Source organism: Mammaliicoccus sp. JADD-157 (assembly GCF_049310805.1).
Lineage (GTDB): Bacteria > Bacillota > Bacilli > Staphylococcales > Staphylococcaceae > Mammaliicoccus > Mammaliicoccus lentus.
Genome location: NZ_JBMOVZ010000001.1, coordinates 879590 through 905132, shown reverse-complemented (window position 1 = coordinate 905132; position 25543 = coordinate 879590). Strand labels below are relative to the sequence as shown.

Genomic DNA, 25543 nt, shown 5'->3' with positions numbered 1-25543 from the left:
CCACTCCTCTAACTACTTTAAGATTTCTGCTACTCTTAGCTTCGCACTTCTTGCTCGGTTATTTTCTTCAAGTTCCTCGTCATCAGAAATAATAGGCTTTCTGTTAACTCTTTTGAGTTTAGGTTGGTATTCCTCAGGTACAACTGGTAATCCTCTTGGGACATCCGGCCCTTTTTCATACTCTTGAAATACTTGTTTACACAAACGATCTTCTAAAGAATGGAAAGTGATAACGGAAATCCTCCCACCAACTTTGACATGTTGTATAGCTGCTTCAATAGATTCTTCAAAGGCTCCTAGCTCATCATTCACTGCAATTCTCACAGCTTGGAACACTCTTTTAGCTGGGTGTCCGCCTTTTCTACGCTTAGCAGCTGGGATTCCTTCTTTTATCAAATCCACTAGTTCGAAAGTCGTTTCTATAGGAGCATTTTCTCGTCTTGCTTCAATCTTTCTAGCTATTTGTTTAGAGAACTTCTCTTCACCATATCTAAAAAATGTTTTAACAAGTTGCTCATACGGCCATTCGTTTATCACTTCATATGCAGATAGTGATTGAGTTTGGTCCATTCTCATATCAAGCTTTGCATCATAATGATAACTAAAACCTCTTTCAGGAGTATCAAGTTGCGGACTTGAAACGCCCAAGTCATAAAGCACACCATCTACTTTGCTTATATCTAATGATTCTAATATATGTTCTAAATTTCTAAAGTTGTCTTGTACAAAGGTTACTTTATGGATATGATCCTTCAAAATATTTTTAGCATGTTGAATAGCCGTCTCATCTTGATCGATTGCAATTAGATGACCATCATCATTCAATTGTTCGGCTAGGTATAAACTATGCCCAGCTCCACCTAATGTACAATCTACGTATGTACCATCGGGTTTTATGTCTAATTTGTCTACTGTTTCTCTTAATAGTACTGATACGTGATGAAACATTTACTCCACTCCTAAAAATCAATATCGATGAGATCTTCTGCAATGTCCTCAAAATTGTCTTCAGATTCATCATAAAAATCATTCCAAGTGTTTCTATCCCAGATTTCAATTCTGTTAGAAACACCAATTACTGTACATTCTTTACTTAAATTTGCATATGTTCTTAAATTTTGCGGGATGTTAATACGTCCTTGTTTGTCTAATTCAACTTCAACAGCACCTGAGAAAAACATTCTCATAAATTTACGTGCATCTTTTTTTGTAATAGGTAAGTTTTTTAATTTTTCTTCGATGCGTGCCCACTCTTCAAGTGTATAACCAAACAGACATTTATCTAGGCCTCTAGTGATAATAAAACGTTCATTCAAATCATATCTAAATTTCGAAGGTACAATCATACGTCCTTTAGTATCTAATTGATGTTGATATTCACCCATGAACATTTTATTTCACCTCACCTTATTTATAATTTACCACATTCCCCCACAATCCTCCACTATTTATACAAGTTTTCTCAAAATTTGTACAATACATAAAAAAAACACCGAATTTACAAGTCTGTAAATTCGGTGTAACCATTGATATTTCTATACTTCTATTGTTATATGCTCGAAAGTGTAACAAAGTGGTGGATAGGTGGAGGGACTGAACACATCTGTCCCAAATTGATTCATAATTTGTACCGGATTCCACACTCTTTCTTGCAAACCTTGGTGAGGGTGTAACGTATTTTCTATTGTTTCAAAATGTCTCATACTAATTTCGTTTTCTCTTTCAACATTCAGTAAATATCGATCTAATAAGTACTGATACTGATGTTGATGAATTTTGTTGTTTTTTTCTATTAATTGTCTATTTTGATATTCATCACCGATTTCATCAATTAATTTATGGTGAAATGATGTTTGTATATCTTTCATTTTTTCAATTTCTCTTAATACTTCATCAGATGCTTGAGCACGTATAAACTTATCTTTATCACTTTGTACGCCCTCTATTAAAATATCATTTATATCTATTTCATATGATTCTATAGCTTTTTTCGCTTCTTGAGTTAAATAACTTATACGCATTCTAGGTGTTACAATTGGCATTTCAATATTTAATACGTTGAATACACCTTTTAACTCTCCCCAATAGATTATTTCGCTTGGACCACCAATAAAGCTTAAAGTATTAAATAAATATTCTTCCATAAGAGGTCTTGTTACCACATTATTAGAAAATCTCTCTGGGTAATTATCTATTAGTTGTAGCAATTCATCTTCACTAAATACAACCTCAGAATCCTTACTTAAATAAAAAGCATTTTCATCCGCCATTATTAATTGACGTTTGTCATTATACTCATAGAATAAATGTACATTCGTATCAGTCAAAATCATGCGATTTTTGATAACTTCTGCAAAATTATTTTGCGTTGTTCTGAAGGCTTCATCAACTTGTTTATAATTATTTATAATTTGTTTGAAGAATGGTTTTTCCATTTCTCTTAATCTTGGGTGATGAGCATCAATCACTAATAAACCGTATTCTTTAAAAATTTCATGTGTTAAATATTTAAACATATCACTCCATGAATGAGCATTCTTTACTATTTGAGTGATTAACGATTTTAAATCTTTTGAATGTTTTGTTTCTCCAATAGATTTAAACATATCATCTAAAGCTTTCAATATAAGCTCTTCGTCAAATACATATTCAGAAACACTTTTTTCTGGTGGTTCTACAGTATTATATTTGATTTTATTTAACTGTCTTGTGATACGGTCATACGCGTATGTATGATTCACTTCATCAAAATCATGATCTTCCCCAGCAATCCAAAATACTGGTATGATAGGTTGATTTAATTTTTGACTTTGCTCTTTAGCTAAAATAATGATAGAAATGATTTTATGAAATGTATAAAGTGGTCCTGTAAACAATCCCGCCTGTTGACCACCAATTACAACTTTATGACCTTTACTTAAATTTTGAATATTAGTTTCTTGAGCCTTTGATAAAGTTAAATCAGACATATAATTTCTTATAACATGTGCTAATGTTTCTTCTCTACCATTAGCAGATGTCTCGCTTCGTCTAACGAATTCATCTTGTAAGCCTGGCTTATAATCATAAAAATTCAGTATTTCTTCACTTTGATTAGTGTATCTATCTATGAAACTATTTTGTTTATCAATTAACGTCTTTATACAGTCCATACGTGTCTTTCTCCTTCAGAATTGATTACTATAATAAGTATAAAGATTATAGCTAAATAAAACAATCTAACGGCTTATAATTTAAAATTTGTTATAAATGAAGTATAATTAAGAAAAGAGCAAGGGGGATTATCATGGCAAAAGTAGAACATTTACAAATTAATTACAAAACAGAAGAAGCATTTGAACAATTCCGAAACTTCGGTAACGAAGGTTTATATATGGTAGAAGAACTAAAAGGCAAAATTATAGATGCAAGTTCAGATTCACCATTTTTCGGCATTTATGTTGGGGATAAATTAGTAGCTCGAATGTGCTTATTCAAGCAAGATGAAGTTGAGAAGACTTATTTCCCTAACTTTAGTGATTATTTAATTTTATGGAAACTAGAAGTGTTAAAAGATTATCAAGACAGAGGTTACGGATTGCAATTATTAGACTATGCTAAAAGCTATGGCCTACCGATTAAATGTATTGCACGTAACCAATCTAAAGATTTCTTTGTAAATCATGGATTTAAAGATATCGAGCAACAAAATCAATCTGGAGAAGACGTTGTAATTTGGACTCCTTAAATAAAAAACAGTCTGGAATATAATTCCTAACTTAAAATAAATAGCATCTCATTTCACTGATTTATTCAGTTAGAAATGAGATGCTATTTTGTTATAGTCGTCAATTAAAATTTAGATATAACGTGTTTAGTTAAAATTTCTTTCGTCTTAGAGGCGACACCCTCTTATTGTGTTAATACGTACGATATAACATAAGCTGTTATCAATAAAAATGCGATTATATGTGTCTTCTTAAACATGACCAACAAAGCCATGAATTCTCTAACATACGTGTTAGGATAAAAGTATGTCTTTGAAAAACCACCTGAAACAGTAGCATCAATCTTTAATTGCTTTGATAAAAATCCAGCTCTCAATATATGAAAATAATTCGAAACAATAATCGCAAACGGATTTACTTCATATTTTTTCATAATATCATAAGAATATATAAGGTTCTCTTTAGTATTTGTAGATTTTTCTTCCATAATAATATCTTTATTTGATACCCCTTGACTCAACAAATATTTACGCATAGCTTCTGCTTCACTTACAATTTCGTCTGGTCCTTGGCCTCCACTTACTATAAACACCGCATCTAAATTTTTCTTTTTTATTTTAATTGCTTTATCTAATCTTGCTTGAAGTAATGGCGTTACTTTGTCTTCTATAATGCCTGCTCCTAAAACGATAATGAAATGACTTTTTCTTTTTCTTGATAACCCACTTATGATCCAAGCATAAAGATTTTGAAATATGAAGATAATGTTTAAGTAATAGAATATTAGTGATACGTATACAATCCATATACCTTCATAAAATTTTAAAATTGAATCTGGCTTAAAACTAATGATTAAGAAATTAATAAGAATAAAAACACCATAACCTAAAACGAGCATATTATTAACAAATTTACCTTCATTCGCAATTTTCTTTTTGGTATTGAGAAGTGACAATAGCATAACTACAATAACTAATACACCATAAAACATATTAAGAATTAATAAGTAATTCACATTCATATTTAATTCAAAACTTGGGATGATTAGGTTCACAAATATACTGATTAAAACCGACATAAAAATAATAGCTAGAAAATAAACATTTTTATATTGGCGAAATTCTATTTTAAAACTCAATAAAAATATTATTAAAAAAACAATACCCACTGTCATTATGCTCACCCCTTCCCATTACTCATAACAATAAAAGTATATCATCATAATGAAAAATATTCATAAAATAAAGAATAAAATCATTTTATTAATTATCAGAATATTCAAATAACGTATTGTATTAGGTCAATGTAGCTGATATACTATTCAACATTACATAAACTTTTTAGGAGGCAATAACAATGAATGATGAATCGATTAATAAATTTTCCGAATATATGATCAACATGTCGTATCACTCAGATATAGGTTGGTCAAAACCCGTAATAAGACCTTATGCCCCCATAACAATTTCACCTAGCGCGCAATGTTTACATTACGGTCAAACAGTTTTCGAAGATATGATAGCCTTTAATGATAAAAATAACTTCTCCATTTTCAAACCATATGATCACTTAAATAAATTCAATCATTCTTTAACAAGATTAGAAATGCCCACCATTCCAGTAGAACCTGTGATTAATACCCTAATCCAATTACTCAATGTTGATAGCTCTATAAACATTAATGAAGAAAACTCAATATACATACGTCCCTTTATGTATGCTACAGAAAGTAAATTAGGTGTAAGCAAATCTGAAGAATATAATTTCAATATTATAGTTTCAACTATTCCAAAACAATCAGATCAAACGTTACCAAACGCTATTTCATTATATGTGGAACAAGAACTTGTAAAATCAATAAGAGGAGACGCAGGTTACACACAATTTGGAGGCAGCTTTGCTTCACAATTTTTAGCACAAAAGCAAGCTGAAGAAAAAGGATATGATAACGTACTATGGTTAGACGGTATAGAAAAGAAATATATAGAAGAAGTTAGTAACAAAAACATCTTTTTCGTAATCAATAATGAAATTGTAACTCCAAAATTAAATGGGAGTATTAAACCCGGAATTATACGCCAAACTATGATTGAACTCGCCAATAACCTTGGATATCAAGTATCAGAAAAAGAAATAGCTATAGAAGATATCGTATTAGCAAATGACAATGGTGTTTTAAGCGAAGTCTTTTGCACAGACACATTAAATGCAATTACACCCGTAAATAGAATTTCACACTTAAATAACGAGATAATACTTAATAGCAATCAAAGATCAAGCATTACTCAACAATTATATAAAGCATATACAGACATACAAACAGGCAAAGCAGAAGATATATTTAATTGGACATTAGATGTAAAGCAATTAAACGAAGTTGAAGCTTAGAATATATAAATCTTATGCAAAATAAAAATCCCAATCCGTTACATTAACTACAAAGCGGATTGGGATTTTTATTCTGTTTTGAATGTGCATATGACTATAATTTATTTGGCCTTTGTCTCTTTATGTTCTTAGCTTGTAAAGCATCTGTCACTTTAGATTGAATAATCATAGAATTATTTGGATTTTAAATAGCGTCTATAATTGTTTTTTCCTAGTAAAGGTTAATGATGTTTTTGTATATAGTATATTAATTTATGAACTTTCATCTCATCACCAACCAAACCACTCCTTTAATAAAAATATAGCTAGCTTACTCTAGTTTGTAAATTGTAATATGTAACTTTAATGTAAAAATATTACCTTTTACTCATTTAGTTAAAGTTTTACAATATTGTTAAGGTAATTATATACAATTAAAGCTCAAATTATTATGCAATATCTGATAATTTTCCAAGTAATTATTTTCTATCAAGGAAAATAAATTCAAATATAATAACCATAATGAGAAAATATCTTTTACTAGACATAGTACTACTGGTGCTAGTATTGGAGAAGATATGTGCGTAAACGGGTATTCAATGTAGCCTATATTAATAGAGATAGTTATACTTTTTTAAGAAGAACATCAGAAATTAGAAATTGCCTTATTACAATTGTTATTTATGATGGCACTATCTAGATTAAAAAATGTGTATGAACTGCTAATTGGTTTAATCACCTGCAATTAGATTTATATTATAGAAAGTAATCCATTAAAGGTGTTTTAATATATAATTTCTATTAAGAAAGGGAGTTTTACATGGGAAGTTTTATTTTTACAGTTTTATGGTTTTTTATTTCAATTGCTTTTCTAACAATGTTTATCATCACCATTGTTAGAATTGTTAAAAAAGGAAATATTAAAGTTCCTTTAATTAGTTCAATAGTTTTATTTCTAGTAGGCTTCGCTTGTTTTGTTGGTATTTTTGTTGCATTACCAGTAAGTGATGATTATACAGTTAGCAAAAATGATACAGAAACAATAGACAAATCTAAAAATACTATTAATAAGAATTCTGAATCTAAACCTACGAAACAGTCTACTGAAGAAAAATCTACTGTAGAACCTTCAACCGAAGAAGTTAAAACGGAAGAAAAAGCTGACCAAAATCAAAATGATAAAACAGAAATTAAAAATGAAAATAATGCTTCTAGTAACAAAGTTTTTGGAGTTTTGACGGAAACAGATATAAAGAAAAGTGGATCAATTGCTATTTCTAAAAGAACCGATACTACTTATATTTTAGGTGACAACGATAAAATTTTACAAGTTGAAAAAGACTTTTCAGATTTCCCATTAAATTTAAACTTAGACAAAAATTTTTTAAACGAACATATCATGGATTATATGGAAGATGATGCTGTATTATTGGCAAAACAAAATGATACAACTGAAACTTATTATTCGAACAAAATAAACAAAAATTATTATATTACCTACTCATTAACTGATGATGGAAAAGTTAGTAGGTTAATAGTGTCTAGTTTCCAACATACATAATAGATAATAAAGAGTTATTATTGTAATAATGGATTAAAAATTAGAAATAACTTATAAATTATCAACCTCACCTAACACGTGAGGTTTTTTAGTAAGGAGTGTAAATATGAAAGTTACTAAACATAGAAAAATATCAATATGAATTCAGCTTTTGAGGGAAAAAGATACAGAAAACTTTGTTTTGAATCACCCAAAGATGCTAAATATCATGGGAAAAACATTTACTAGAATTGATACAAGGTTTTATATCGGTAATATTATGTTAAAAATCTTACTTGAGCAAATTATCAGAACTTTATTAATCTATTCGCAAATTCTCATTCTAAAGAAACTATAAGAAAACTTAATGAATATATTAAATCTAGTTTTGATGATGCTGTATATGATGGACTTATGAAAAAGAATGTTTTTCACAAAATAACATTCAATGTTAGAAACCCTCAGAAAAGTGAAAATGTATTATATATTTAGAGATGGATTGTATTATGGAGATAGAGTAAGATTATATTTGGAGGGGATAAAATGTTAAAATATATAGATAATACTGATGATGAATTATTAGAAGATTTAAAGAAAATGAGTAATTTAGCTAAAAAAGCAATGGATGATAATGATTATGAAATTGCTATGCTCGTAAAACAAGAACTACATTCAAAAGATGATGAATTGAAATTACGTAAATACGATGATGTAGGCACAAAAGTATTTCAAATTTATAGAGATGCTATTTCAGAAGCTAGTGCAAAATCTGGCGGACGTTGGTACAAAAATGCAAGTAGTACATATGACAAGTATACGTATAAACTTGATGAAATAAGAATAGAATTAAATGATAGAATAAACTTTTTAGAAAGTTAGAAAATCAATAATATATTGTTGATATATATATAAACAAAATAAAGGAGCTGCCTTATGACACAAGGATTAATAGGTGGAATGACGCCTTATGAAGATCAATCTCTAAAAGATATACAAATAGATATTAATAAATGGCAAGCATATACAAACATGACTAATACATACTTTGAAGAAACTTTAGAAACCTTAGATAAAAGAAATTATTTGAAAGTAATTGATTACGACGTCTTAAGTATGTTTAAAAACACAATTCAAATCACAAATACTTTCTTAGAGGATTTTAATAAGATTAATCAAGATATATCAAACGGTCAGATTACACAAATGGATGTTAAACTTTTAAAAAACATAGGTGACGTCTCTTATAAAAATAATGTTGAATATGGTCAAACATATAAAGTAAACGATTATTGGCACGACTACAATGATGTGAATTCAAATTCAAGCTTTAGATTAGCAGAAAGCCTATACCAAAAAGGGAGAGATTTTTTTGTGACTTTACAAGATGCAGCAAATGCTTCTTCAAGATTAGAAGATTATATAAATCCTAATAATACTAATAGCACTACTTTCGTTGTAAATGGAACTGGGAATAATATTCAACAGAGTTTATCTGGTAATATGACAATGAATATACAAAAAAATAATACAAAAAATGTAGATGAAATAGAAAAATTAATAAGTGGAATTCTCGAAAACCTAGATACTTATTTCACTGAAAAAGAAACAAAAGCAGAAATAAAAGAACTCATAGAAGTAATACAACACGAAAATAAACAAGAAAAACCAAAACAATCAATGATTAAAACTGCTTTAACAGGACTACAAACATTCAATGAATCCACACAATTTATCTCTACAATAGCACAACTTACACAAATGCTTGGATTCTTACCACCAAATTAGAATTTATTCCAATTGATTTATTGACGTTGAGTATTCTAATTATTTTAGTGTAGTTCCGGAGCAATTACGTTAGTAAACAGTAATTCACTATAAACAAAAATTCCGTTACACCTTCGTTTTTAGTAACGAGATGTAACGGAATTTACTTATTAGCGTCCTGAGAGGGATTCGAACCCCCGACCGACGGCTTAGAAGGCCGTTGCTCTATCCTACTGAGCTACCAGGACATTTATTAACTCATTTATTAACACAAGAATAATTATATCTAATTGCTGCAGTTTAATCAATACTTTTTAAAAAGAAAAAGGTTTATTAAATCGCTTTCGAGGTATTTTTACACTCTTTTTATGAAATTTTGATTTTTTTATTAATCTGTTAGTACGATATCATTTATTTTAACTGTATTTTCTTTATCTGCTCTGCAAATTGATTGATCTTCAAAGATTTCTACTATACTTGCATGTACAAGTCCATAAGCGCTTAATACGTATATATTTTCATTACGATGTACTTCATCTTCTTCACCTTTATTTATACAAAATTTTTCATTGTTTATAAGTGATGTTACACGCGTTCTTTCCATTTATACCCGCTCCCGATTTTGATTAATTGTAAATCTTTTAAATTTACTGTGAATTAATAGTCATATTATAAAACATTTATTTTACAAATGAAAGTTTATTCTTTAATTGTAATTAAAATGAGATATTCTCTTGAATATCTCATGTTTTATTTATAACTATTCATTTATACTTAATTTTTACAAATCATATTATATCTTTTTAAATTATATTACAGAGCTAGTGATTGTTTTTCTAGTTCTTTATGATCTCTATTTAAGAATGATAAATTTACATTTTCTCTTTTTTCATCGAATTCTAAAATCGCATATGTTTCTTCCCAATCTCCTCTAGTTTGCGATATACTACCAGGATTAATACAATATACTCCATTTATAGATTCACATAATGCAACATGACTATGACCATAAAATGCAAATTGAGCACCTTCATTTGCTGCATGTGCACTTAAAACTTCTCTATTTGATTTAATATCATATCTGTGCCCGTGTGTATAGAAATATTTAATATTCTCTATTTCTCCACTATTTTCTATTGGAAATTGAGGGTCAAAGTCACAATTCCCTTTTACACGCTTGAATAAACTTAATTCACTGTCATCATAATTAAATTCAGAATCTCCTAAGTGTAAAAATAGATCTGCATTTTTATGATAGTCATATAATTCATGAAGTATACCTTGTTCTCCGTGATTATCACTAACAATTATCCATTTCATTGAAATCGCTCCCCTATATCTTCATTCATAAGTTTAATAGCATTTCCTCTATGGCTAATTGCACTTTTCTCAGCTGCAGTTAACTCTGCCATAGTTTTATCTAACGATGGCACAAAGAATATTGGATCGTAACCAAATCCATTCTCTCCTCTTTGTTCATCTATTATTTCTCCTTGTACTTTTCCTACATAAGTTACTGTATCTTTTCCTGGTTCACTTACAGCAATAGCACATATAAATTCAGCCTTTTTATTTTCTTTATCTTTTAAGTTAGATAATAATTTTTCAATATTAGCTTGGTCATCTTTAGGTTCACCAGCGTAACGTGCCGAGTATATACCTGGCTCACCGTATAAAGCTTCAACGGACAATCCGCTATCATCTGCTATCACAATTTTATTTAATGCTTTAGAAGCTGTTTCTGATTTTAAGATAGCATTCTCTTCAAAAGTTGTACCTGTTTCTTCTACATCAAAATCTGGTGCAATTTCTGATATACCTATCACATTCGCTTTAGGAAATATCGCTTTAAAATCTTCAATTTTACCTTTATTATTTGATGCAATTATAATGTCTTTCATAGTAGTCTCCCCTTACAATGTTATTCTTTCTACTTCTACATTTTCTATATGTAACCATTCTGTTATCGTTCGTGTAATGTGCTCAACATCACCATTGGCAAAGAATTTGTGCTGTGGGTTTGGCGTATAATAGGAATGTTCATTACTAAAAGTTAACAACGCACTTACTTCCCTTGCTGTTTCTAAACCAGATGATATAACAGACTTTTCACCATCAAAATATTGATTGATTTGATTATAAATTAATGGATAATGTGTACAACCTAGAATTACTGTATCTGAATCATCATATCTCCATTGTTTCAATGTCTGATGGATAACGATACTTGTAATCGTCGGGTCTTTATATCTCATCTGTTCAACTAATGGTACAAATCCAGGACAAGCAATGCCTTTTACCTCTACTTGAGGGTTTATAGTCTTAATACTTCTTCTGTATGCTTCAGATTTAATAGTACCTTCAGTACCTAATACAAGAACACGATTATTTTTTGTTGTCATTATAGCAGTTCTTGAACCAGGATCTATTACACCTACAACTGGTATAGACAGTAATTCCTGTAAAGGTTTTAATGCTACAGCTGTAGCTGTATTACACGCTATAACTAACATTTTAATATCTTTTTTAACTAAAAAATTAGCAAGCTGTATAGTAAATTCTTTGACTTCTTCTCTCGACCTCGGACCATAAGGACATCTACCAATATCACCTAAATAATATATTGTTTCATTTGGTAATTGTCTCATAATTTCCTTAGCTACTGTCAAGCCCCCGACTCCTGAATCTATCACGCCTATTGGTTTGTTCATTGGTCTTCACTTCTCATTCTTTTTAACATGATATCTAAAGCTTCATTAAATTTGATTTTATCCTCGTCATTCATAACAGACAATAATTCTTCAGTATATCTTTGTCTTGCGTGAATCACTTCGTCAATTAAATGCTCGCCTTTTTCTAATAATTTAACATGGAAAACTCTTTTATCATCAACAGATTGAATCCTCATTGCTAACTCTTTCTTTTCTAATTTATCAATGATGTCTGTTGTCGTAGAATATGCTAAAAATAATTTTTTAGATAATTCACCTATAGTAAGATTTTCATTTTCATATAACCATTGCAATGTTATAAATTGTGGTGGTGAAATATCATAAAGTTTTAATTGTGTTCTCGCTGTATATTTTGTTCTTTCTACAATATGTCTTAGAGAATATTCAATCTGTTTCGTAATATCTTCCATAATCGATGGTACCTCTTTTCAACTTCTTACTTATACACTTTATAATAACATATCAAATAACTTGAAGTTAATGAAATGAGTTGATTAAGCCTTATTAGTATAGATAAACATCCTTATATTAAAGCATAAAAAGAGCCAGTAAAAATTCAAAAATACAAGAATTTTTACTGGCTTATATAAACTGGACAAAATGTCACAGCACTAATATATAATATTAATATACTTGGTGATCTGAACCAAAGAATGATTTAAACATTTGGAATGTTGCTTCTCTGTTCATTGAAGCAATTGATGTAGTTAATGGGATACCTTTCGGACAAGCATTCACACAGTTTTGTGAACTACCACATTCTTGAATACCACCGTCAGACATCAATGCTTTAATTCTTTCGTCTTTTGTCATACTACCAGTTGGATGTAAGTTGAAAAGACGTACTTGAGAAATAGCTTGTGCCCCCATAAAATTATTATTTACGTTTATGTTAGGACATACTTCTAAACAAACACCACATGTCATACATTTTGATAATTCATATGCTGTTTGTCGTTTTTTCTCAGGCATACGAGGTCCTGGACCTAAATCGTAAGTACCATCGATTGGAACCCAAGCTTGTACTTTTTTCAAGTTATCAAACATACGAGAACGATCTACTTGTAAATCACGAACTACTGGGAATGCTTTCATTGGCTCAAGCTTTATAGGTTGTTCCAATTGATCAATTATTGCAGAACATGATTGACGCGCTTTACCGTTAATAACCATGGAACATGCGCCACATACTTCTTCAAGACAGTTCATATCCCATGTAACAGGTGTCGTTTTTTCACCTTTTGAATTAACAGGATTTCTTTGGATTTCCATCAATGCTGCAATCACGTTCATGTTTGGTCTATATGGAATCACAAACTTTTCGTCATATGACTGTGATTTGTCATTTTCTTGACGAGTTATGATTAATGTAATTGTTTTGTCTTCTTGATTTTGTCCTTGTGCATTTTGTTCAACTGTTTGAGAGTCTGCCATTATTATTTACCTCCTTTAGATTTCTGTGAGTAATCTCGTTTACGAGGTTCAATGTGACTAATATCAACATCTTCATATGAAAATTCAGGTGCCTCTTCAGCTCCTCTGAATTGTGCTATTGTTGTTTTTAACCATTCTTCATCATTACGGTCAGGGAATTCTGGTTTGTAGTGTGCACCACGAGATTCATTACGATTGTATGCACCAATTGTTATGACCCTAGCAAGCACTAACATGTTCCATAATTGACGCGTAAAGAATACAGCTTGGTTACTCCAAGTTGACGTATCTTCCATATCAATATCTTGATATCTTTCCATTAATTCTACTATTTTTTTATCTGTTTCTAACAGTTTGTCATTATGACGTACAACTGTTACATTCGCCGTCATAATTTCGCCTAGCTCTTTGTGTAATTTATATGCGTTTTCAGTACCTTTTAGATTTAATAAGTGATCGAATTTTTCTTGTTCTTCGTCAATACGTTTTTGATATAATTCTTCATCTAACTCTGTATATGAAGTTTCAATATTTTTAACGTATTCCATTGCGTTAGGACCAGCTACCATACCGCCATAAATTGCAGATAATAACGAGTTAGCGCCTAATCTGTTACCACCATGCTGAGAAAAGTCACATTCTCCTGCAGCGAAAAGACCTTTAATATTGGTCATTTGATCAAAGTCTACCCATATGCCGCCCATCGAATAGTGAACAGCTGGGAATATTTTCATTGGGACTTTACGAGGGTCGTCACCAGTGAATTTTTCATATATTTCAATTATACCACCAAGTTTAACATCTAACTCATGGGCATCTTTATGTGATAAATCTAGGTATACCATGTTTTCGCCATTAATACCTAATTTTTGGTTTACACATACATCAAATATTTCACGAGTTGCGATATCACGTGGTACTAAGTTACCATAGTCAGGATATTTTTCTTCTAAGAAATACCAAGGTTTACCGTCTTTATAAGTCCAAATACGGCCACCTTCACCACGAGCTGACTCACTCATTAATCTTAATTTATCATCGCCCGGAATTGCTGTAGGGTGAATTTGGATAAATTCACCATTCGCGTATTTAGCACCTTGTTGATAAACAACAGATGCAGCTGAACCAGTATTAATCATTGAGTTTGTTGACTTACCAAAGATAATACCAGGTCCACCTGTTGCCATAATAACAGCGTCTGAACCAAATGATTCTATTTTAGCAGTTTTTAAGTTTTGAGCTATAATACCGCGAGCTGCATCTTCGTCATCTTTAACAATGCCTAAAAACTCCCAGCCTTCGTATTTAGTTACTAAACCTTGTACTTCGAATCTTCTAACTTGTTCATCTAATGCATATAGTAATTGTTGTCCTGTAGTTGCACCAGCAAAAGCTGTTCTATGATATAATGTTCCACCAAATCTACGGAAGTCTAAAAGACCTTCAGGTGTACGGTTAAACATTACGCCCATTCTATCTAATAAGTGGATAATACTTGGTGCTGCTTCAGTCATTCTTTTAACCGGTGTTTGGTTAGCAAGGAAGTCCCCACCATATACAGTATCATCGAAGTGAATAGATGTAGAGTCACCTTCACCCTTAGTATTAACTGCACCATTAATACCACCTTGAGCACAAACAGAGTGTGAACGTTTAACTGGTACTAATGAGAACAAGTCAACATGTGCACCTTTTTCCGCAGCTTTAATTGTTGCCATTAAACCAGCTAAACCACCACCGACAACAATAATTTTGTTGTTTGCCATAAAAATTGTCACTCCCCTAAAAAGTATAAATCTTATACGAACGCGAATATAGCTCTTAAGCCAATAATACTAATAACGATAAATACGAATAATGTTACATAAGTCATATAGCGTTGTGACTTAGGCGATTGTGTGATCCCCCAAGTGATACAGAATGACCATAAACCATTTGAGAAATGGAATATAACACTTAATACGCCGATAACATATAACGTTACTGAAATAGGATTAGATAATATATCTGAAACCATATCAAAATCAATATGATGTCCTAATGCTGCCTGTATACGCGTTTGATAAACGTGTACAGCAATGAATATAAACGAGATAACACCTGTTATACGTTGGAATAAAAACATCCAGTTTCTAAATAATGATTGTCTGCCTACATTTTCTTTAGCTGTAAACGCTATGTATAATCCATATATAGCGTGGAATAATATAGGAATATAAATTATTACCACTTCTAAAACGATTTTGAATGGTAAATGCCACATAAAGTCTGAAGCTTTATTAAATGCCTCTGGACTAATAGTTGCAAAATGGTTAATTACCAAATGCTGAATCAAAAATATTCCTATAGGAATTACACCTAACATTGAATGGATACGACGTAAAATAAACTGATTTTCGCTTGACGCCAAAAGAAGTCCCCCCTAACTTTAATCTATAACTCGATTGTGTCTATATTTTCTTTTATAACTGAAAACGATTACATGTATATTAAAAAAAACACAATGAGCATTACATGTATATTGTAACATTATTACATAAGATTTTGGGTATGAGAATTATTCTCATACCCATATAATTGGATTTTCTATTGTAATATTACTCTTTACTATCAAGTTTTACTTTTAGGTTGTGGGCGACTTTCTGAGGCAATCCAATTTTCATAAATTCTTCTTCATTCGATTCTCTCATTTTTTTAATTGAACCAAAATGTTTTAATAAATTTTGTTTTCGTTTTGGTCCTATACCTTCTATTTCATCTAATACAGATTTTAAAGAAGTTTTTTGTCTTGTTGATCGATGGAATGTAATAGCAAATCTATGAACTTCATCTTGAATTCTTTGTAATAAATAAAAAGCTTGAGAATTTTTCTTTAGTGGTATAATTTCTGCTTGCGTACCATATAATAACTCAGAAGTTTGATGTTTATCATTTTTGCTAAGTCCTGCTATTGGAATATCTAAGCCTAGTTCATTTTCTAAAACTTCTCTTACTGAAGACATGTGTCCTTTACCACCATCGACTATAATTAAATCAGGAATTGGTAAACCTTCTTTTAATACTCTCGTATAACGTCTTCGAACTGCTTCTTGCATTGATTTATAATCATCGGGTCCATCAACTGTTTTAATTTTATACTTTCGATAATCTTTCTTGCTCGGTTTTCCATCTACGAAAGCAATCATAACAGAAACAGGATGAACACCTTGTATATTAGAATTATCAAAAGCTTCTATTCTAATAGGTGTTTGGATACCCATTGAATCTCCTAAATCCTCAATAGCTTTAATTGTTCTAGATTCATCTTTAGCAATTAATTCGAATTTATTATTTAATGAAATATTAGCATTTTTAATTGCTAAATCTACCATTTCTTTCTTCTTACCTCTTTGTGGTTGAATAACTTTTGAATCAACAACAGACTCTACTGTTTTTTTGTCTAGATTTTTTGGAATGTGAATTTCTTTCGGTGTTAAATGTTGATTCAACGTATAAAATTGACCAATAAATGTATAGAATTCTTCTTCAGCAGTTTGAATAATTGGAATCATAGAAGCCTGTCTTTCAATTAGCTTACCTTGTCTAATGAAAAATACTTGGATACATATCCAACCTTTATCTACTGAATAACCGAAGATATCTCGCATTGTCATGTCAGCTGACATCATATTTTGTTTATAATTCAACATTTCAATATGCTTAATTAAATCTCTATATTCTTTTGCTTCTTCAAATTTTAATGCTTCACTTGCTGCATTCATTTTATCGTGTAGATCATTCACTATCGTTTTATCATCACCGTTTAAAAAGTCAGTAATTTCTTTAATCATTTGTTGATATTGAGCTTGTTCAACCGGATAAACACATGGACCTAGACATTGACCGATATGATAATAAAGACAAACTTTATTAGGCATTGTAACGCATTTTCTAAGTGGATATATTCTGTCTAATAACTTTTTAGTTTCTTGTGCTGCATATGCGTTTGGATAAGGGCCAAAATATTTACCTGAATTTTTCTTTACTGTGCGTGTTACGAGTAAACGTGGATGTTCTTCATTTGTTATTTTAATAAATGGATAACTCTTGTCATCTTTTAATAAAATATTATATCGTGGTTGATGCTTCTTAATTAAGTTTAATTCTAGTAATAAAGACTCTATTTCACTAGAAGTTACGATAAACTCGAAATCTCTTATTTCCCCGACTAAACGTGTTGTTTTTTCATCATGTGCTCCCGTAAAATAGCTTCTAACCCTATTTCTTAAACGTTTAGCTTTACCAACATATATTACTGAGTTGTGTCTATCTTTCATAATATAACAACCAGGTTCTGTAGGTATAACTTCTAGTTTTTGTTTAATTTTCTTTTGGTAGTCTTCCACAAAATTCACCTACCTTTATAACTTTTTAATATTATTATATCAATAAATTGTCTGCCTACCAAAACATACGTTCTATTTACAATGTAAAAAGAGTAGGATAAAAATCTAATTTTTTAAATAAGATTTCATAGTCCCACTCTAGCAATTCTAACTAGTATTGATAAAACGTTAATGGAACGCATTAGTAAGCCAGCCAGTCATCTATTACCAATATAACAAATCAGGCTGAGACATTGATTAATGTCCCAGCCTGATGATTGGATTTAAGATTAATAATGTTTAGCTAAAACTTGCTCTAGTTGTTCTTTAGGTTGGAAACCTACAACTTTATCAACAGGTTCGCCGTCTTTAAATACGATTAATGTAGGAATACTCATCACTTCATATTTAGCTGCTGTTTCTTGGTTTTCATCAACATCTAATTTAACTATATTTGCTTTACCTTCAACGTCTTTAGCTAAATCTTCTAATACTGGTGCAATCATTTTACAAGGTCCACACCAAGGTGCCCAGAAATCTACTAAATTAACGCCTTCTTTAATTTGTTCGTCAAAGTTTGAATCAGTTGCTTTTACTAATGCCATAGGAAATATCCTCCTTGATAATTAATGATATAGTGAGTATAGCACGGTTCATAGACCGATGCATGTTGTTTGCTCACACTGTATTGTACTTCATGATGTACTGTTAATCAATCACTTAAAATTAGGTGTTCTTTTTGAAATAAAAGCGTCAATTCCTTCTTGAGCATTTTCTGTTTCAATGATATCTACGAAATGTCTTTCCTCAATTTGATCACTTTCTAATGATATATCCAGATTAGACATTTGCTTAATTACTTTAATAGAATCTGATGATTTACTCGCTATGTTAAAGGCTAACTCTTTCGTTACATTATCTAATTCATTTTGTTCAACAATATCATTAAATAAATGTGATACATCTTCAGGCTTTATCATATCTCCAGTTAATGCGATTTGAAGTGCTTTATGTTGACCTATCATTGCAGATAGCCTTCTCACACCACCAAATCCAGGAAAAATACCTAAATTAACTTCTGGTAACCCTACTTTAGTGTCATTCGTTATAATTCTCATATCACATGCTAAAGCCAATTCTAAACCTCCGCCTAAGCATACGCCGTGAATAGAACTAATTACTGGTTTGTGACATGTTTTAATCAATCTAAATAGTTTTGCACTTGTCGAAGCTAAATTTAACCTTTCATGCTTGGATAGTTCAAGGAATGATTTGATATCTGCTCCAGCTGAAAAACATTTCTCATTCCCTTTAATTACTATTACTTTAACATCATTGCCAAATCCTATTTCTTCTATAGCTCCTATAATTTGATTTAAAACCGCTTCGTTCAAAACATTTACAGGGCCATTATTAAGTTCAATAAACAAAACATTTTGTTCTATATTAGTTTTTATCATGACACTTCTCCTTATAAGAAAATTAAATAAGCGATACCTGCTATAAATGTTAAAGCAGAAATAACGATTAATACTTTAGCAAGCTTATACATATCAAAATTATCCAATATGTTTCCTCCTTATTTCAATGTCACTACAGTAACACCAAATCCACCTTCTGAAGGCATACCTGTCCTAAAGCTGTCGACTGAACGATGTCGTTTCAAATGTTCTGTCACACCTTTTTGTAACGCACCAGTACCTTTACCATGAATAATATTTACTGTACCATAATTTGATAAAACTGCTTGATCAAGATATTGGTCTAATTCTATCATAGCTTCTTCGTAACGATAACCACGTAAGTCTAAATCCATTTTTATAGTAGATCTATTGGTTCTTGGCACGACTTTTTGTGGTTGTTGTTTTTTCTTATCTAGTTTCTCTAAATCTTTAATTTCTATTTTCATTTTGAGAATACCCATCTGAACAATCGCTTCCTCATCACTAGCAATATCAATGACTTCACCTTTTTGTCCATACGATAATACTTTAACATCGTCACCTACTTCTATTTTATCATGACGTTCTTTCTGTACATTCTGTTTAATGGATTCTGCAGTATATTGGTTATCTAAACGTTTTTTGCGTTCAATTAATTCATGTTCTTTTACTTCAGCGCCAGATTTATCTCTCATATCTCGCAATTCTTGTAAAATGTTTTCTGCTTCTCTAGTTTTTTGTTTCACTTCTTGATTTGCTTTATTGCGTGCTTCATCCATTAATTGAGTCTTGAATTTTTCAAAACGTTGTAACTCTTGAGATAGTGATTGATGTAGTTCTTGTGATTCTTGTTTTAATTTTTCCACTTCAATTCTATCGTTTTCCACTGTTTTAGCATTCTTTTCTAACGACTCAATCATGACATTAATTTCTTTCTCATCTTGACCAATTAGCGATTTAGCATGATTAATTAACTCATTTTTTAATCCTAGTTTTTTCGAAATTTCAAACGCATTAGATCTTCCCGGTATACCCATTAATAATTTATAAGTTGGTTTTAGAGTCTCTACATCAAATTCCACACTTGCATTCATCACTTTGTCTCTATTGTAACTATAAGCTTTAAGTTCTGGATAATGTGTTGTAGCCATTATTAATGCATCTCTTTCAATTGTATAATCTAATATACTCATCGCTAATGCAGCACCCTCGCTTGGATCAGTACCTGCCCCAAGCTCATCAAATAAGATTAATGAATCTTTATCTGCGTGCTCGATAATATTAACAATATTCTTCATATGTGATGAAAAAGTAGATAGAGATTGCTCTATAGATTGTTCGTCACCAATATCACAAAATACATTTTTAAATATTGTAATGATTGAACCGTCTAAAGTTGGAATTAATAAACCAGATTGCGCCATTAATGTGATCAAACCAACTGTTTTTAAAGTTACTGTCTTACCGCCTGTATTAGGACCAGTTATAATAACAGCATTTATATCTTCCTTAAATTCAATCGTATTGCTAACCACTTCATTTTCATTGATTAGTGGATGTCTTGCTTTAGGTAAATATATAGCTCTATCTTCAGAAAGAATAGGTTTTGTTGCTTTTATAGTCGTACCAAATTTGGCTTTAGCAGTTATAAAATCTAAATGACCCATTATTTCTGTGCTTGTTAGTAATTCATAAGATACACCGCTAACTAGTTCTGTAAGAATATATAGCAATCTATCTCTTTCTTCTTTTTCTTTCACTTTTACTTGTGCAATCTGATTATGCATTTCAACAATTGCACTAGGTTCTATATATAAAGTTTGGCCGGATGCAGACTGATCATGTACGATACCACTGAAATCTTGACGGTATTCAGCTTTAACAGGTAATACATGTCGATCATTTCTCACTGTAACAATCGAATCTGATAATTTCTTCTGATTCGATTGAGATCTTACCATTTGTTCCAATCTTGATTTAATACGATCGTTCGTTTTTTTAATTTGATATCTCAATTCCGCTAATTTAGGACTAGCCGTATCAAATAAGTCATGTTCATCACATTGTTCATTTATTTGATTTAACAATTCACTGAGCACCGGTAATCGAGAAACTTGTTCGTCTATTATTGGATACAGAATATCTTCATCTTCTTCTACAATGCTTGCATAAAATGTTTTAAATCTATTTTGAACTTGTATATTTCTTTTAATTTGATTAAGTTCTTCGACATTTAATAAACTTCCTATTTCAGACCTTCTTACAAGAGATTTAATATCTTGTAATCCTGAATATCCTGGCACCCTATGTTTATTATATATTTGTGTCATTTCATCCGTTTCATTTATACTATGTTGAACAGATGCATAATCATCACTTGGTTTAAGCTCTTCAATTAAGCGTGTCGCAATGTCACTTGTAGCATGAGCTGACAATTTTTGAATAATTAAGGGATATTCAAGAACTTTTAATGTTTTTTCATTCATTTTATCTTCCCTCTTCTATTTGTACATTATTTATTAGAACGAATCCATTCTTTAAATGAATCACGATCTTTAGTATTTATAACTTGGTCTTTTTTGACCCATCCTTTTTGTGCAGTACCGACGCCATATTTCATAAAATCAAAGTGATCGATATGATGAGCGTCTGTATTAATAGTAATCATTAAATCAGGATGTTTTTTTAATACTTCTGCATTTAAATCCAATCTTTGTGGATTTGCATTTAATTCTAAAACAGTATTTGTTTTTTTAGCCATCTCAATAAGTTGTTCAATATTAACTTTATAACCATCTCTTCTACCTATAATACGGCCTGTAGGATGAGCTATATGTCTTACATATGGGTTCTTACATGCATTTCTTAACCTATTCATAATTTCTTCTTCAGTTTGATTAAAGCTTTGATGAATGGCAGCAATTACATAATCTAATTCTTTTAATACTTCGTTAGGATAATCTAAAGTACCATCTGGTTTAATGTCCATTTCTGTACCACTATAGATATCAATTTCTTTATATTTTTCGTTTAATTGTTTGATTTTTTCATTTTGTTCTAAAAGTCGATCTATAGATAATCCGTTAGCTACTGCAAGGCTTCTAGAATGATCAGTTATACATATGAATTGATAACCTTTCTCTATCGCAGCTTCTATCATCTCTTCTAATTTAAAGGCACCATCACTATAAGTTGTATGCATATGGATATCACCATTGATATCACTTAATTGAACAATATCACTAATATCTTTATCAAATTCTGTACCATCTTCACGCATAGTTGGAGGAACATACGGTACATTGAAGTGATCATAAATAGCTTTTTCATTATCATAAGTAATTATATTACCGTTACTTTCTTCAATACCATATTCACTTACTTTTTCATTTCTTTCTTTAGCCAATTGCCTAATTCTTATATTATGATCTTTTGAACCTGTAAAATGTTGCAAAGTATGGTAGAAAGCTTCAGGCTTAATCATTCTGAAGTCTACACCTATTACATCTTCTTCAATTAATATATCTAATGAGACTTTAGTTTTACCTACAGCAATTTGTTCTTGTATGTCTGGGAATTGTAAAAGCGCTTGTTGAACATCCATCTCATTTTCAGTAGAAATAATATAGTCTAAATCTTTGCTCGTTTCTTTCATTCTTCTGAAACTACCCGCAACATGATATTCAATTATGCCGTCAATATCATCTAAAAAGCGATTAATCACTTCGTGTGCTTTAATCATTGTATTGATTGGATAACGTTCAGGTCTTTGTCCTAGAACTTTAGCTTCTTCTAGTAACTTCTGTTCCGTTTTTTTAGCAAAACCTGGTAAAGCTGAGACTTCATTATTTTCACAAGCTTTTATTAACTCTTCTTTATTTTTTATATTTAATTCTTTGTATAATTTTGCGACTTTTTTACTGCCAAGACCTGGAATTTTTAAAAGCGGAATCAAGCCTTCTGGTATTTCTTCTTTAAGTTCATCTAAATAACTTTGTTTACCTGTTTCTAAATATTCATTAATTACATCTCCAACACCTTTACCTATTCCTTTCAGTGTTGTGACATCGTCAATTTCTTGTATCGTTCTTTCATCAGTTTCTAAGGATTGACTAGCTTTTCTATATGCTGATACTTTAAAAGGATTCTCCCCTTTAATTTCCATATATACTGCAATTGTCTCAAGCATTTTCACTATATCTTTTTTCGTTAACATATCTATTCCTCCGTAAAAAAAGTCATAGGTTGGCCCATGACTTAGTTCAATATGATTCAATTAATTTGAAAGCCAATTTACTAACAAATCAGATAAGAATGGTGTTTTTGTTAATACAAGATTCCCTACAGAAGATTGGTGTAAAGCTTCTATAAACATAGGTATAGGTATCACTGCAACAGTAGCAAGTATTATAATCACGATAATATATGTTTCTATAAAACCAAGTACCATAGCAAAGTATTGCGCATACTTACCACCGAATTCCATTTGATGATAAAAATCAAATACAGTGGAAATTACTTGTAAAATTATTTTAGTCAAAACAAATAAAATGAGAATTGCCATAATATTATAAAATGCATCCTCATTATTAATATTTTTAAATATTGCATTAGTACCTTCAGTAGATGCACTTGGATAAGGAAGTAAAAGATGTAATTGCTTACTAAATGGCGCATAGCAAATTACTGCTACTACAAGTGCAGAAATTGTACTTATAGCATGTAAAGACTCTAATACCAAACTTCTTCTATAACCAATGATGACACCTAATATTAAACATATAATAACTAGTAATGTAATCATTCTAAATTTCCTTTATTTTTTAATTGTTTTATTTCTTCTTGGAGCTTTTCATTTTCTTCTTCCAATTTAACATACTCGTGCATCACATTTACAGCAGTGAGAACTGATTTACGTGTTGTATCCAACCCAGCATTTAATTGACCCAATGCTTTAATCTTCTCATCTACTCTACCAGCTACATAACGAATATGAGATGGATCGTCTTCTCCAATTATTGTATAATGTTGATCATTTATAACTACTGTTACTCTGTTTTTGTTTTCACTCATTATACTACCCCTGTTCAAATTATAAATGGATTATTCTATACTTAATCATAATATATTATACATGACATATGTTCATTTGTGTATGATAATCCACTAACTTCCCAATAGAATATTCGTTTTAACCAAAAAATTATGATAATCTTAACTAAGAAAATATATTAAAGGCAGGATATACATTGTGGGAAATATCGTTAAAGTAATAGACACGCAAACCATCAATCATTTAATTAATCAATATAACATGGAAACAACTGGTCTTCCTAATGGTACCATTGCACGAAAAAAAATTAAAAGTACTCAAGTACAAATTTATCGTTCTAAAAAAATTATGTTTCAAGGTAAAGATGCAGAACAAGTAGCTTCACAACTACTTGGAATTAAAATCGAATCATCTCAACCCCAAAAAACTAGTACATCTAATAAAGTTTATAATTTCGACAAGCATAATACTATAGGCAGCGATGAGGCAGGTAGTGGTGATTATTTTGGGCCATTAACAGTTTGTGCAGCTTATGTTTCCAAGAAAAATGCAGAAATTTTAAAAACTATAGGTGTTATGGATTCTAAATCACTGACTGATGCTAAAATTGTACAGTTAGCAGAGCAAATCATTGAAATTTGTCCTCATTCGCTCATAGTTCTTGATAATGATAACTATAATAAAAAGCAACTTGACGGTTGGAGTCAAGTAAAAATGAAAGCTGTATTACATAACCAAGCAATTACTAATGTTATATCACGTATAGATGAAAATGAATTAGAACAGATTGTCATTGACCAGTTTGTTCAAGCTAGTACATATGAACGCTATACAGCAAGCCCTATGCCTAGAAAAGATATTACATTTTTTGAAACAAAAGGTGAATCAAAATCAATTGCTATAGCTGCAGCAAGCATTATTGCTAGATATGCTTTCGTAAAACATATGGATAAAATCGCGAAAGATTTAAATATGATTATACCTAAAGGCGCTAGTAGTAAAGTCGATTTAGAAGCTGCTAAAATCGCTCAGAGATATGATATGCACCAACTCGATAAAATTTCGAAAAAACATTTTAAAAATAGAGAAAAAGTTTTAGATTTAATTAACCGTAAAAGGAGAAATTAATATGCTGCTCAT

General features: G+C 30.7%; 25 protein-coding genes, 1 tRNA gene and 1 pseudogene. 6 read left to right on the top strand and 21 right to left on the bottom strand.

Annotated features, from left to right (window positions below; translation table 11 throughout):
* Positions 1 to 12: 12 nt before the first annotated feature.
* From rsmH to bshC, 3 genes are all read right to left on the bottom strand, one after another.
* Positions 13 to 948, bottom strand: a complete 936-nt coding sequence (rsmH, locus tag ACO6VN_RS04590; RefSeq protein WP_017000541.1) for a 16S rRNA (cytosine(1402)-N(4))-methyltransferase RsmH — start codon at positions 946 to 948, stop codon at positions 13 to 15.
* 11 nt (positions 949 to 959) lie between these two features.
* On the bottom strand, positions 960 to 1391 hold the full coding sequence (gene mraZ / locus ACO6VN_RS04585) for a division/cell wall cluster transcriptional repressor MraZ (RefSeq protein ID WP_017000540.1): 432 nt from the start codon (positions 1389 to 1391) through the stop codon (positions 960 to 962).
* 144 nt (positions 1392 to 1535) lie between these two features.
* Entirely contained in the window at positions 1536 to 3152 is a 1617-nt protein-coding gene (bshC, locus tag ACO6VN_RS04580) for a bacillithiol biosynthesis cysteine-adding enzyme BshC (protein ID WP_422404284.1), read from the bottom strand.
* Positions 3153 to 3286: 134 nt separating this feature from the next.
* On the opposite strand from bshC, the gene ACO6VN_RS04575 reads away from it, so the two are divergent.
* On the top strand, positions 3287 to 3727 hold the full coding sequence (locus ACO6VN_RS04575; protein WP_017000538.1) for an N-acetyltransferase: 441 nt from the start codon (positions 3287 to 3289) through the stop codon (positions 3725 to 3727).
* 164 nt (positions 3728 to 3891) lie between these two features.
* On the opposite strand, the gene ACO6VN_RS04570 is transcribed toward ACO6VN_RS04575, so the two are convergent.
* On the bottom strand, positions 3892 to 4881 hold the full coding sequence (locus ACO6VN_RS04570; protein ID WP_422404283.1) for a YdcF family protein: 990 nt from the start codon (positions 4879 to 4881) through the stop codon (positions 3892 to 3894).
* Between the two features lie 182 nt (positions 4882 to 5063).
* On the opposite strand from ACO6VN_RS04570, the gene ilvE reads away from it, so the two are divergent.
* On the top strand, positions 5064 to 6095 hold the full coding sequence (ilvE, locus tag ACO6VN_RS04565; protein ID WP_422404282.1) for a branched-chain-amino-acid transaminase: 1032 nt from the start codon (positions 5064 to 5066) through the stop codon (positions 6093 to 6095).
* A gap of 100 nt (positions 6096 to 6195) precedes the next feature.
* Here ilvE and ACO6VN_RS04560 read toward each other — a convergent pair.
* A pseudogene (locus ACO6VN_RS04560) lies at positions 6196 to 6279 on the bottom strand (hypothetical protein); the annotation flags it as partial.
* A gap of 615 nt (positions 6280 to 6894) precedes the next feature.
* Here ACO6VN_RS04560 and ACO6VN_RS04555 point away from each other — a divergent pair.
* The 3 genes from ACO6VN_RS04555 to ACO6VN_RS04545 all read left to right on the top strand — a co-directional run bounded on the left by ACO6VN_RS04555 (position 6895) and on the right by ACO6VN_RS04545 (position 9399).
* The gene (locus ACO6VN_RS04555; RefSeq protein ID WP_422404281.1) at positions 6895 to 7635 is read left to right on the top strand and encodes a hypothetical protein; all 741 of its coding nucleotides are present in this window, start codon (positions 6895 to 6897) and stop codon (positions 7633 to 7635) included.
* A gap of 522 nt (positions 7636 to 8157) precedes the next feature.
* Positions 8158 to 8493, top strand: a complete 336-nt coding sequence (locus tag ACO6VN_RS04550; protein WP_135032350.1) for a hypothetical protein — start codon at positions 8158 to 8160, stop codon at positions 8491 to 8493.
* A 54-nt stretch (positions 8494 to 8547) separates the two neighbouring features.
* Positions 8548 to 9399 (top strand): hypothetical protein, encoded by an 852-nt coding sequence (locus ACO6VN_RS04545; protein ID WP_422404280.1) that lies wholly within the window; start codon positions 8548 to 8550, stop codon positions 9397 to 9399.
* 153 nt (positions 9400 to 9552) lie between these two features.
* Here ACO6VN_RS04545 and ACO6VN_RS04540 read toward each other — a convergent pair.
* The 16 genes from ACO6VN_RS04540 to zapA all read right to left on the bottom strand — a co-directional run bounded on the left by ACO6VN_RS04540 (position 9553) and on the right by zapA (position 24423).
* Positions 9553 to 9626 (bottom strand) — tRNA-Arg (locus ACO6VN_RS04540).
* Positions 9627 to 9766: 140 nt separating this feature from the next.
* Positions 9767 to 9982 carry a hypothetical protein gene (locus ACO6VN_RS04535; RefSeq protein ID WP_017000532.1) on the bottom strand — a complete coding sequence of 72 codons (216 nt, stop codon included), beginning with the start codon at positions 9980 to 9982 and terminating at the stop codon, positions 9767 to 9769.
* A gap of 209 nt (positions 9983 to 10191) precedes the next feature.
* Positions 10192 to 10698 (bottom strand): metallophosphoesterase family protein, encoded by a 507-nt coding sequence (locus ACO6VN_RS04530; RefSeq protein ID WP_103268814.1) that lies wholly within the window; start codon positions 10696 to 10698, stop codon positions 10192 to 10194.
* Complete coding sequence (locus ACO6VN_RS04525; protein ID WP_194200856.1) at positions 10695 to 11279, bottom strand: XTP/dITP diphosphatase; 585 nt, start codon at positions 11277 to 11279, stop codon at positions 10695 to 10697. Before ACO6VN_RS04525 ends, ACO6VN_RS04530 begins: the two co-directional genes overlap by 4 nt.
* Positions 11280 to 11291: 12 nt before the next feature.
* On the bottom strand, positions 11292 to 12089 hold the full coding sequence (racE, locus tag ACO6VN_RS04520; RefSeq protein WP_017000529.1) for a glutamate racemase: 798 nt from the start codon (positions 12087 to 12089) through the stop codon (positions 11292 to 11294).
* Entirely contained in the window at positions 12086 to 12520 is a 435-nt protein-coding gene (locus tag ACO6VN_RS04515) for a MarR family winged helix-turn-helix transcriptional regulator (protein WP_064204083.1), read from the bottom strand. The genes racE and ACO6VN_RS04515 overlap by 4 nt, the downstream gene beginning before the upstream one ends.
* A gap of 214 nt (positions 12521 to 12734) precedes the next feature.
* On the bottom strand, positions 12735 to 13544 hold the full coding sequence (gene sdhB / locus ACO6VN_RS04510) for a succinate dehydrogenase iron-sulfur subunit (RefSeq protein WP_017000527.1): 810 nt from the start codon (positions 13542 to 13544) through the stop codon (positions 12735 to 12737).
* Between the two features lie 2 nt (positions 13545 to 13546).
* Positions 13547 to 15310, bottom strand: coding sequence for a succinate dehydrogenase flavoprotein subunit (gene sdhA, locus ACO6VN_RS04505; RefSeq protein ID WP_017000526.1), 1764 nt, complete (start codon positions 15308 to 15310; stop codon positions 13547 to 13549).
* 32 nt (positions 15311 to 15342) lie between these two features.
* A complete protein-coding gene (locus ACO6VN_RS04500; RefSeq protein WP_017000525.1) occupies positions 15343 to 15954 on the bottom strand; it encodes a succinate dehydrogenase cytochrome b558 subunit in 612 nt (203 codons plus the stop codon).
* Positions 15955 to 16141: 187 nt separating this feature from the next.
* Positions 16142 to 17929, bottom strand: a complete 1788-nt coding sequence (gene uvrC / locus ACO6VN_RS04495; protein ID WP_064204085.1) for an excinuclease ABC subunit UvrC — start codon at positions 17927 to 17929, stop codon at positions 16142 to 16144.
* Between the two features lie 269 nt (positions 17930 to 18198).
* A complete protein-coding gene (gene trxA / locus ACO6VN_RS04490) occupies positions 18199 to 18513 on the bottom strand; it encodes a thioredoxin (RefSeq protein WP_017000523.1) in 315 nt (104 codons plus the stop codon).
* A gap of 111 nt (positions 18514 to 18624) precedes the next feature.
* Positions 18625 to 19368, bottom strand: coding sequence for an enoyl-CoA hydratase/isomerase family protein (locus ACO6VN_RS04485; RefSeq protein WP_135020769.1), 744 nt, complete (start codon positions 19366 to 19368; stop codon positions 18625 to 18627).
* Positions 19369 to 19487: 119 nt separating this feature from the next.
* Complete coding sequence (locus ACO6VN_RS04480; RefSeq protein ID WP_194200857.1) at positions 19488 to 21836, bottom strand: endonuclease MutS2; 2349 nt, start codon at positions 21834 to 21836, stop codon at positions 19488 to 19490.
* A 26-nt stretch (positions 21837 to 21862) separates the two neighbouring features.
* Positions 21863 to 23566 (bottom strand): DNA polymerase/3'-5' exonuclease PolX, encoded by a 1704-nt coding sequence (gene polX, locus ACO6VN_RS04475; protein ID WP_216683117.1) that lies wholly within the window; start codon positions 23564 to 23566, stop codon positions 21863 to 21865.
* Between the two features lie 60 nt (positions 23567 to 23626).
* Entirely contained in the window at positions 23627 to 24154 is a 528-nt protein-coding gene (locus ACO6VN_RS04470) for a CvpA family protein (RefSeq protein WP_064211130.1), read from the bottom strand.
* Positions 24151 to 24423, bottom strand: coding sequence for a cell division protein ZapA (gene zapA, locus ACO6VN_RS04465; protein WP_017000517.1), 273 nt, complete (start codon positions 24421 to 24423; stop codon positions 24151 to 24153). Before zapA ends, ACO6VN_RS04470 begins: the two co-directional genes overlap by 4 nt.
* A gap of 178 nt (positions 24424 to 24601) precedes the next feature.
* On the opposite strand from zapA, the gene rnhC reads away from it, so the two are divergent.
* Positions 24602 to 25531 (top strand): ribonuclease HIII, encoded by a 930-nt coding sequence (gene rnhC / locus ACO6VN_RS04460; RefSeq protein ID WP_017000516.1) that lies wholly within the window; start codon positions 24602 to 24604, stop codon positions 25529 to 25531.
* The last annotated feature ends 12 nt before the right edge of the window (positions 25532 to 25543 follow it).

Coding starts and splice junctions, on each gene's coding strand:
- bshC (WP_422404284.1), bottom strand. CDS start 3,152: ATGGACTGTATAAAGACGTTAATTGATAAACAAAATAGTTTCATAGAT.
- ACO6VN_RS04470 (WP_064211130.1), bottom strand. CDS start 24,154: ATGATTACATTACTAGTTATTATATGTTTAATATTAGGTGTCATCATT.
- mraZ (WP_017000540.1), bottom strand. CDS start 1,391: ATGTTCATGGGTGAATATCAACATCAATTAGATACTAAAGGACGTATG.
- ACO6VN_RS04545 (WP_422404280.1), top strand. CDS start 8,548: ATGACACAAGGATTAATAGGTGGAATGACGCCTTATGAAGATCAATCT.
- ACO6VN_RS04530 (WP_103268814.1), bottom strand. CDS start 10,698: ATGAAATGGATAATTGTTAGTGATAATCACGGAGAACAAGGTATACTT.
- zapA (WP_017000517.1), bottom strand. CDS start 24,423: ATGAGTGAAAACAAAAACAGAGTAACAGTAGTTATAAATGATCAACAT.
- ACO6VN_RS04480 (WP_194200857.1), bottom strand. CDS start 21,836: ATGAATGAAAAAACATTAAAAGTTCTTGAATATCCCTTAATTATTCAA.
- ilvE (WP_422404282.1), top strand. CDS start 5,064: ATGAATGATGAATCGATTAATAAATTTTCCGAATATATGATCAACATG.
- ACO6VN_RS04535 (WP_017000532.1), bottom strand. CDS start 9,982: ATGGAAAGAACGCGTGTAACATCACTTATAAACAATGAAAAATTTTGT.
- ACO6VN_RS04515 (WP_064204083.1), bottom strand. CDS start 12,520: ATGGAAGATATTACGAAACAGATTGAATATTCTCTAAGACATATTGTA.
- ACO6VN_RS04570 (WP_422404283.1), bottom strand. CDS start 4,881: ATGACAGTGGGTATTGTTTTTTTAATAATATTTTTATTGAGTTTTAAA.
- sdhB (WP_017000527.1), bottom strand. CDS start 13,544: ATGGCAGACTCTCAAACAGTTGAACAAAATGCACAAGGACAAAATCAA.
- ACO6VN_RS04485 (WP_135020769.1), bottom strand. CDS start 19,368: ATGATAAAAACTAATATAGAACAAAATGTTTTGTTTATTGAACTTAAT.
- polX (WP_216683117.1), bottom strand. CDS start 23,566: ATGTTAACGAAAAAAGATATAGTGAAAATGCTTGAGACAATTGCAGTA.
- ACO6VN_RS04550 (WP_135032350.1), top strand. CDS start 8,158: ATGTTAAAATATATAGATAATACTGATGATGAATTATTAGAAGATTTA.
- sdhA (WP_017000526.1), bottom strand. CDS start 15,310: ATGGCAAACAACAAAATTATTGTTGTCGGTGGTGGTTTAGCTGGTTTA.
- ACO6VN_RS04525 (WP_194200856.1), bottom strand. CDS start 11,279: ATGAAAGACATTATAATTGCATCAAATAATAAAGGTAAAATTGAAGAT.
- racE (WP_017000529.1), bottom strand. CDS start 12,089: ATGAACAAACCAATAGGCGTGATAGATTCAGGAGTCGGGGGCTTGACA.
- ACO6VN_RS04575 (WP_017000538.1), top strand. CDS start 3,287: ATGGCAAAAGTAGAACATTTACAAATTAATTACAAAACAGAAGAAGCA.
- trxA (WP_017000523.1), bottom strand. CDS start 18,513: ATGGCATTAGTAAAAGCAACTGATTCAAACTTTGACGAACAAATTAAA.
- ACO6VN_RS04555 (WP_422404281.1), top strand. CDS start 6,895: ATGGGAAGTTTTATTTTTACAGTTTTATGGTTTTTTATTTCAATTGCT.
- rsmH (WP_017000541.1), bottom strand. CDS start 948: ATGTTTCATCACGTATCAGTACTATTAAGAGAAACAGTAGACAAATTA.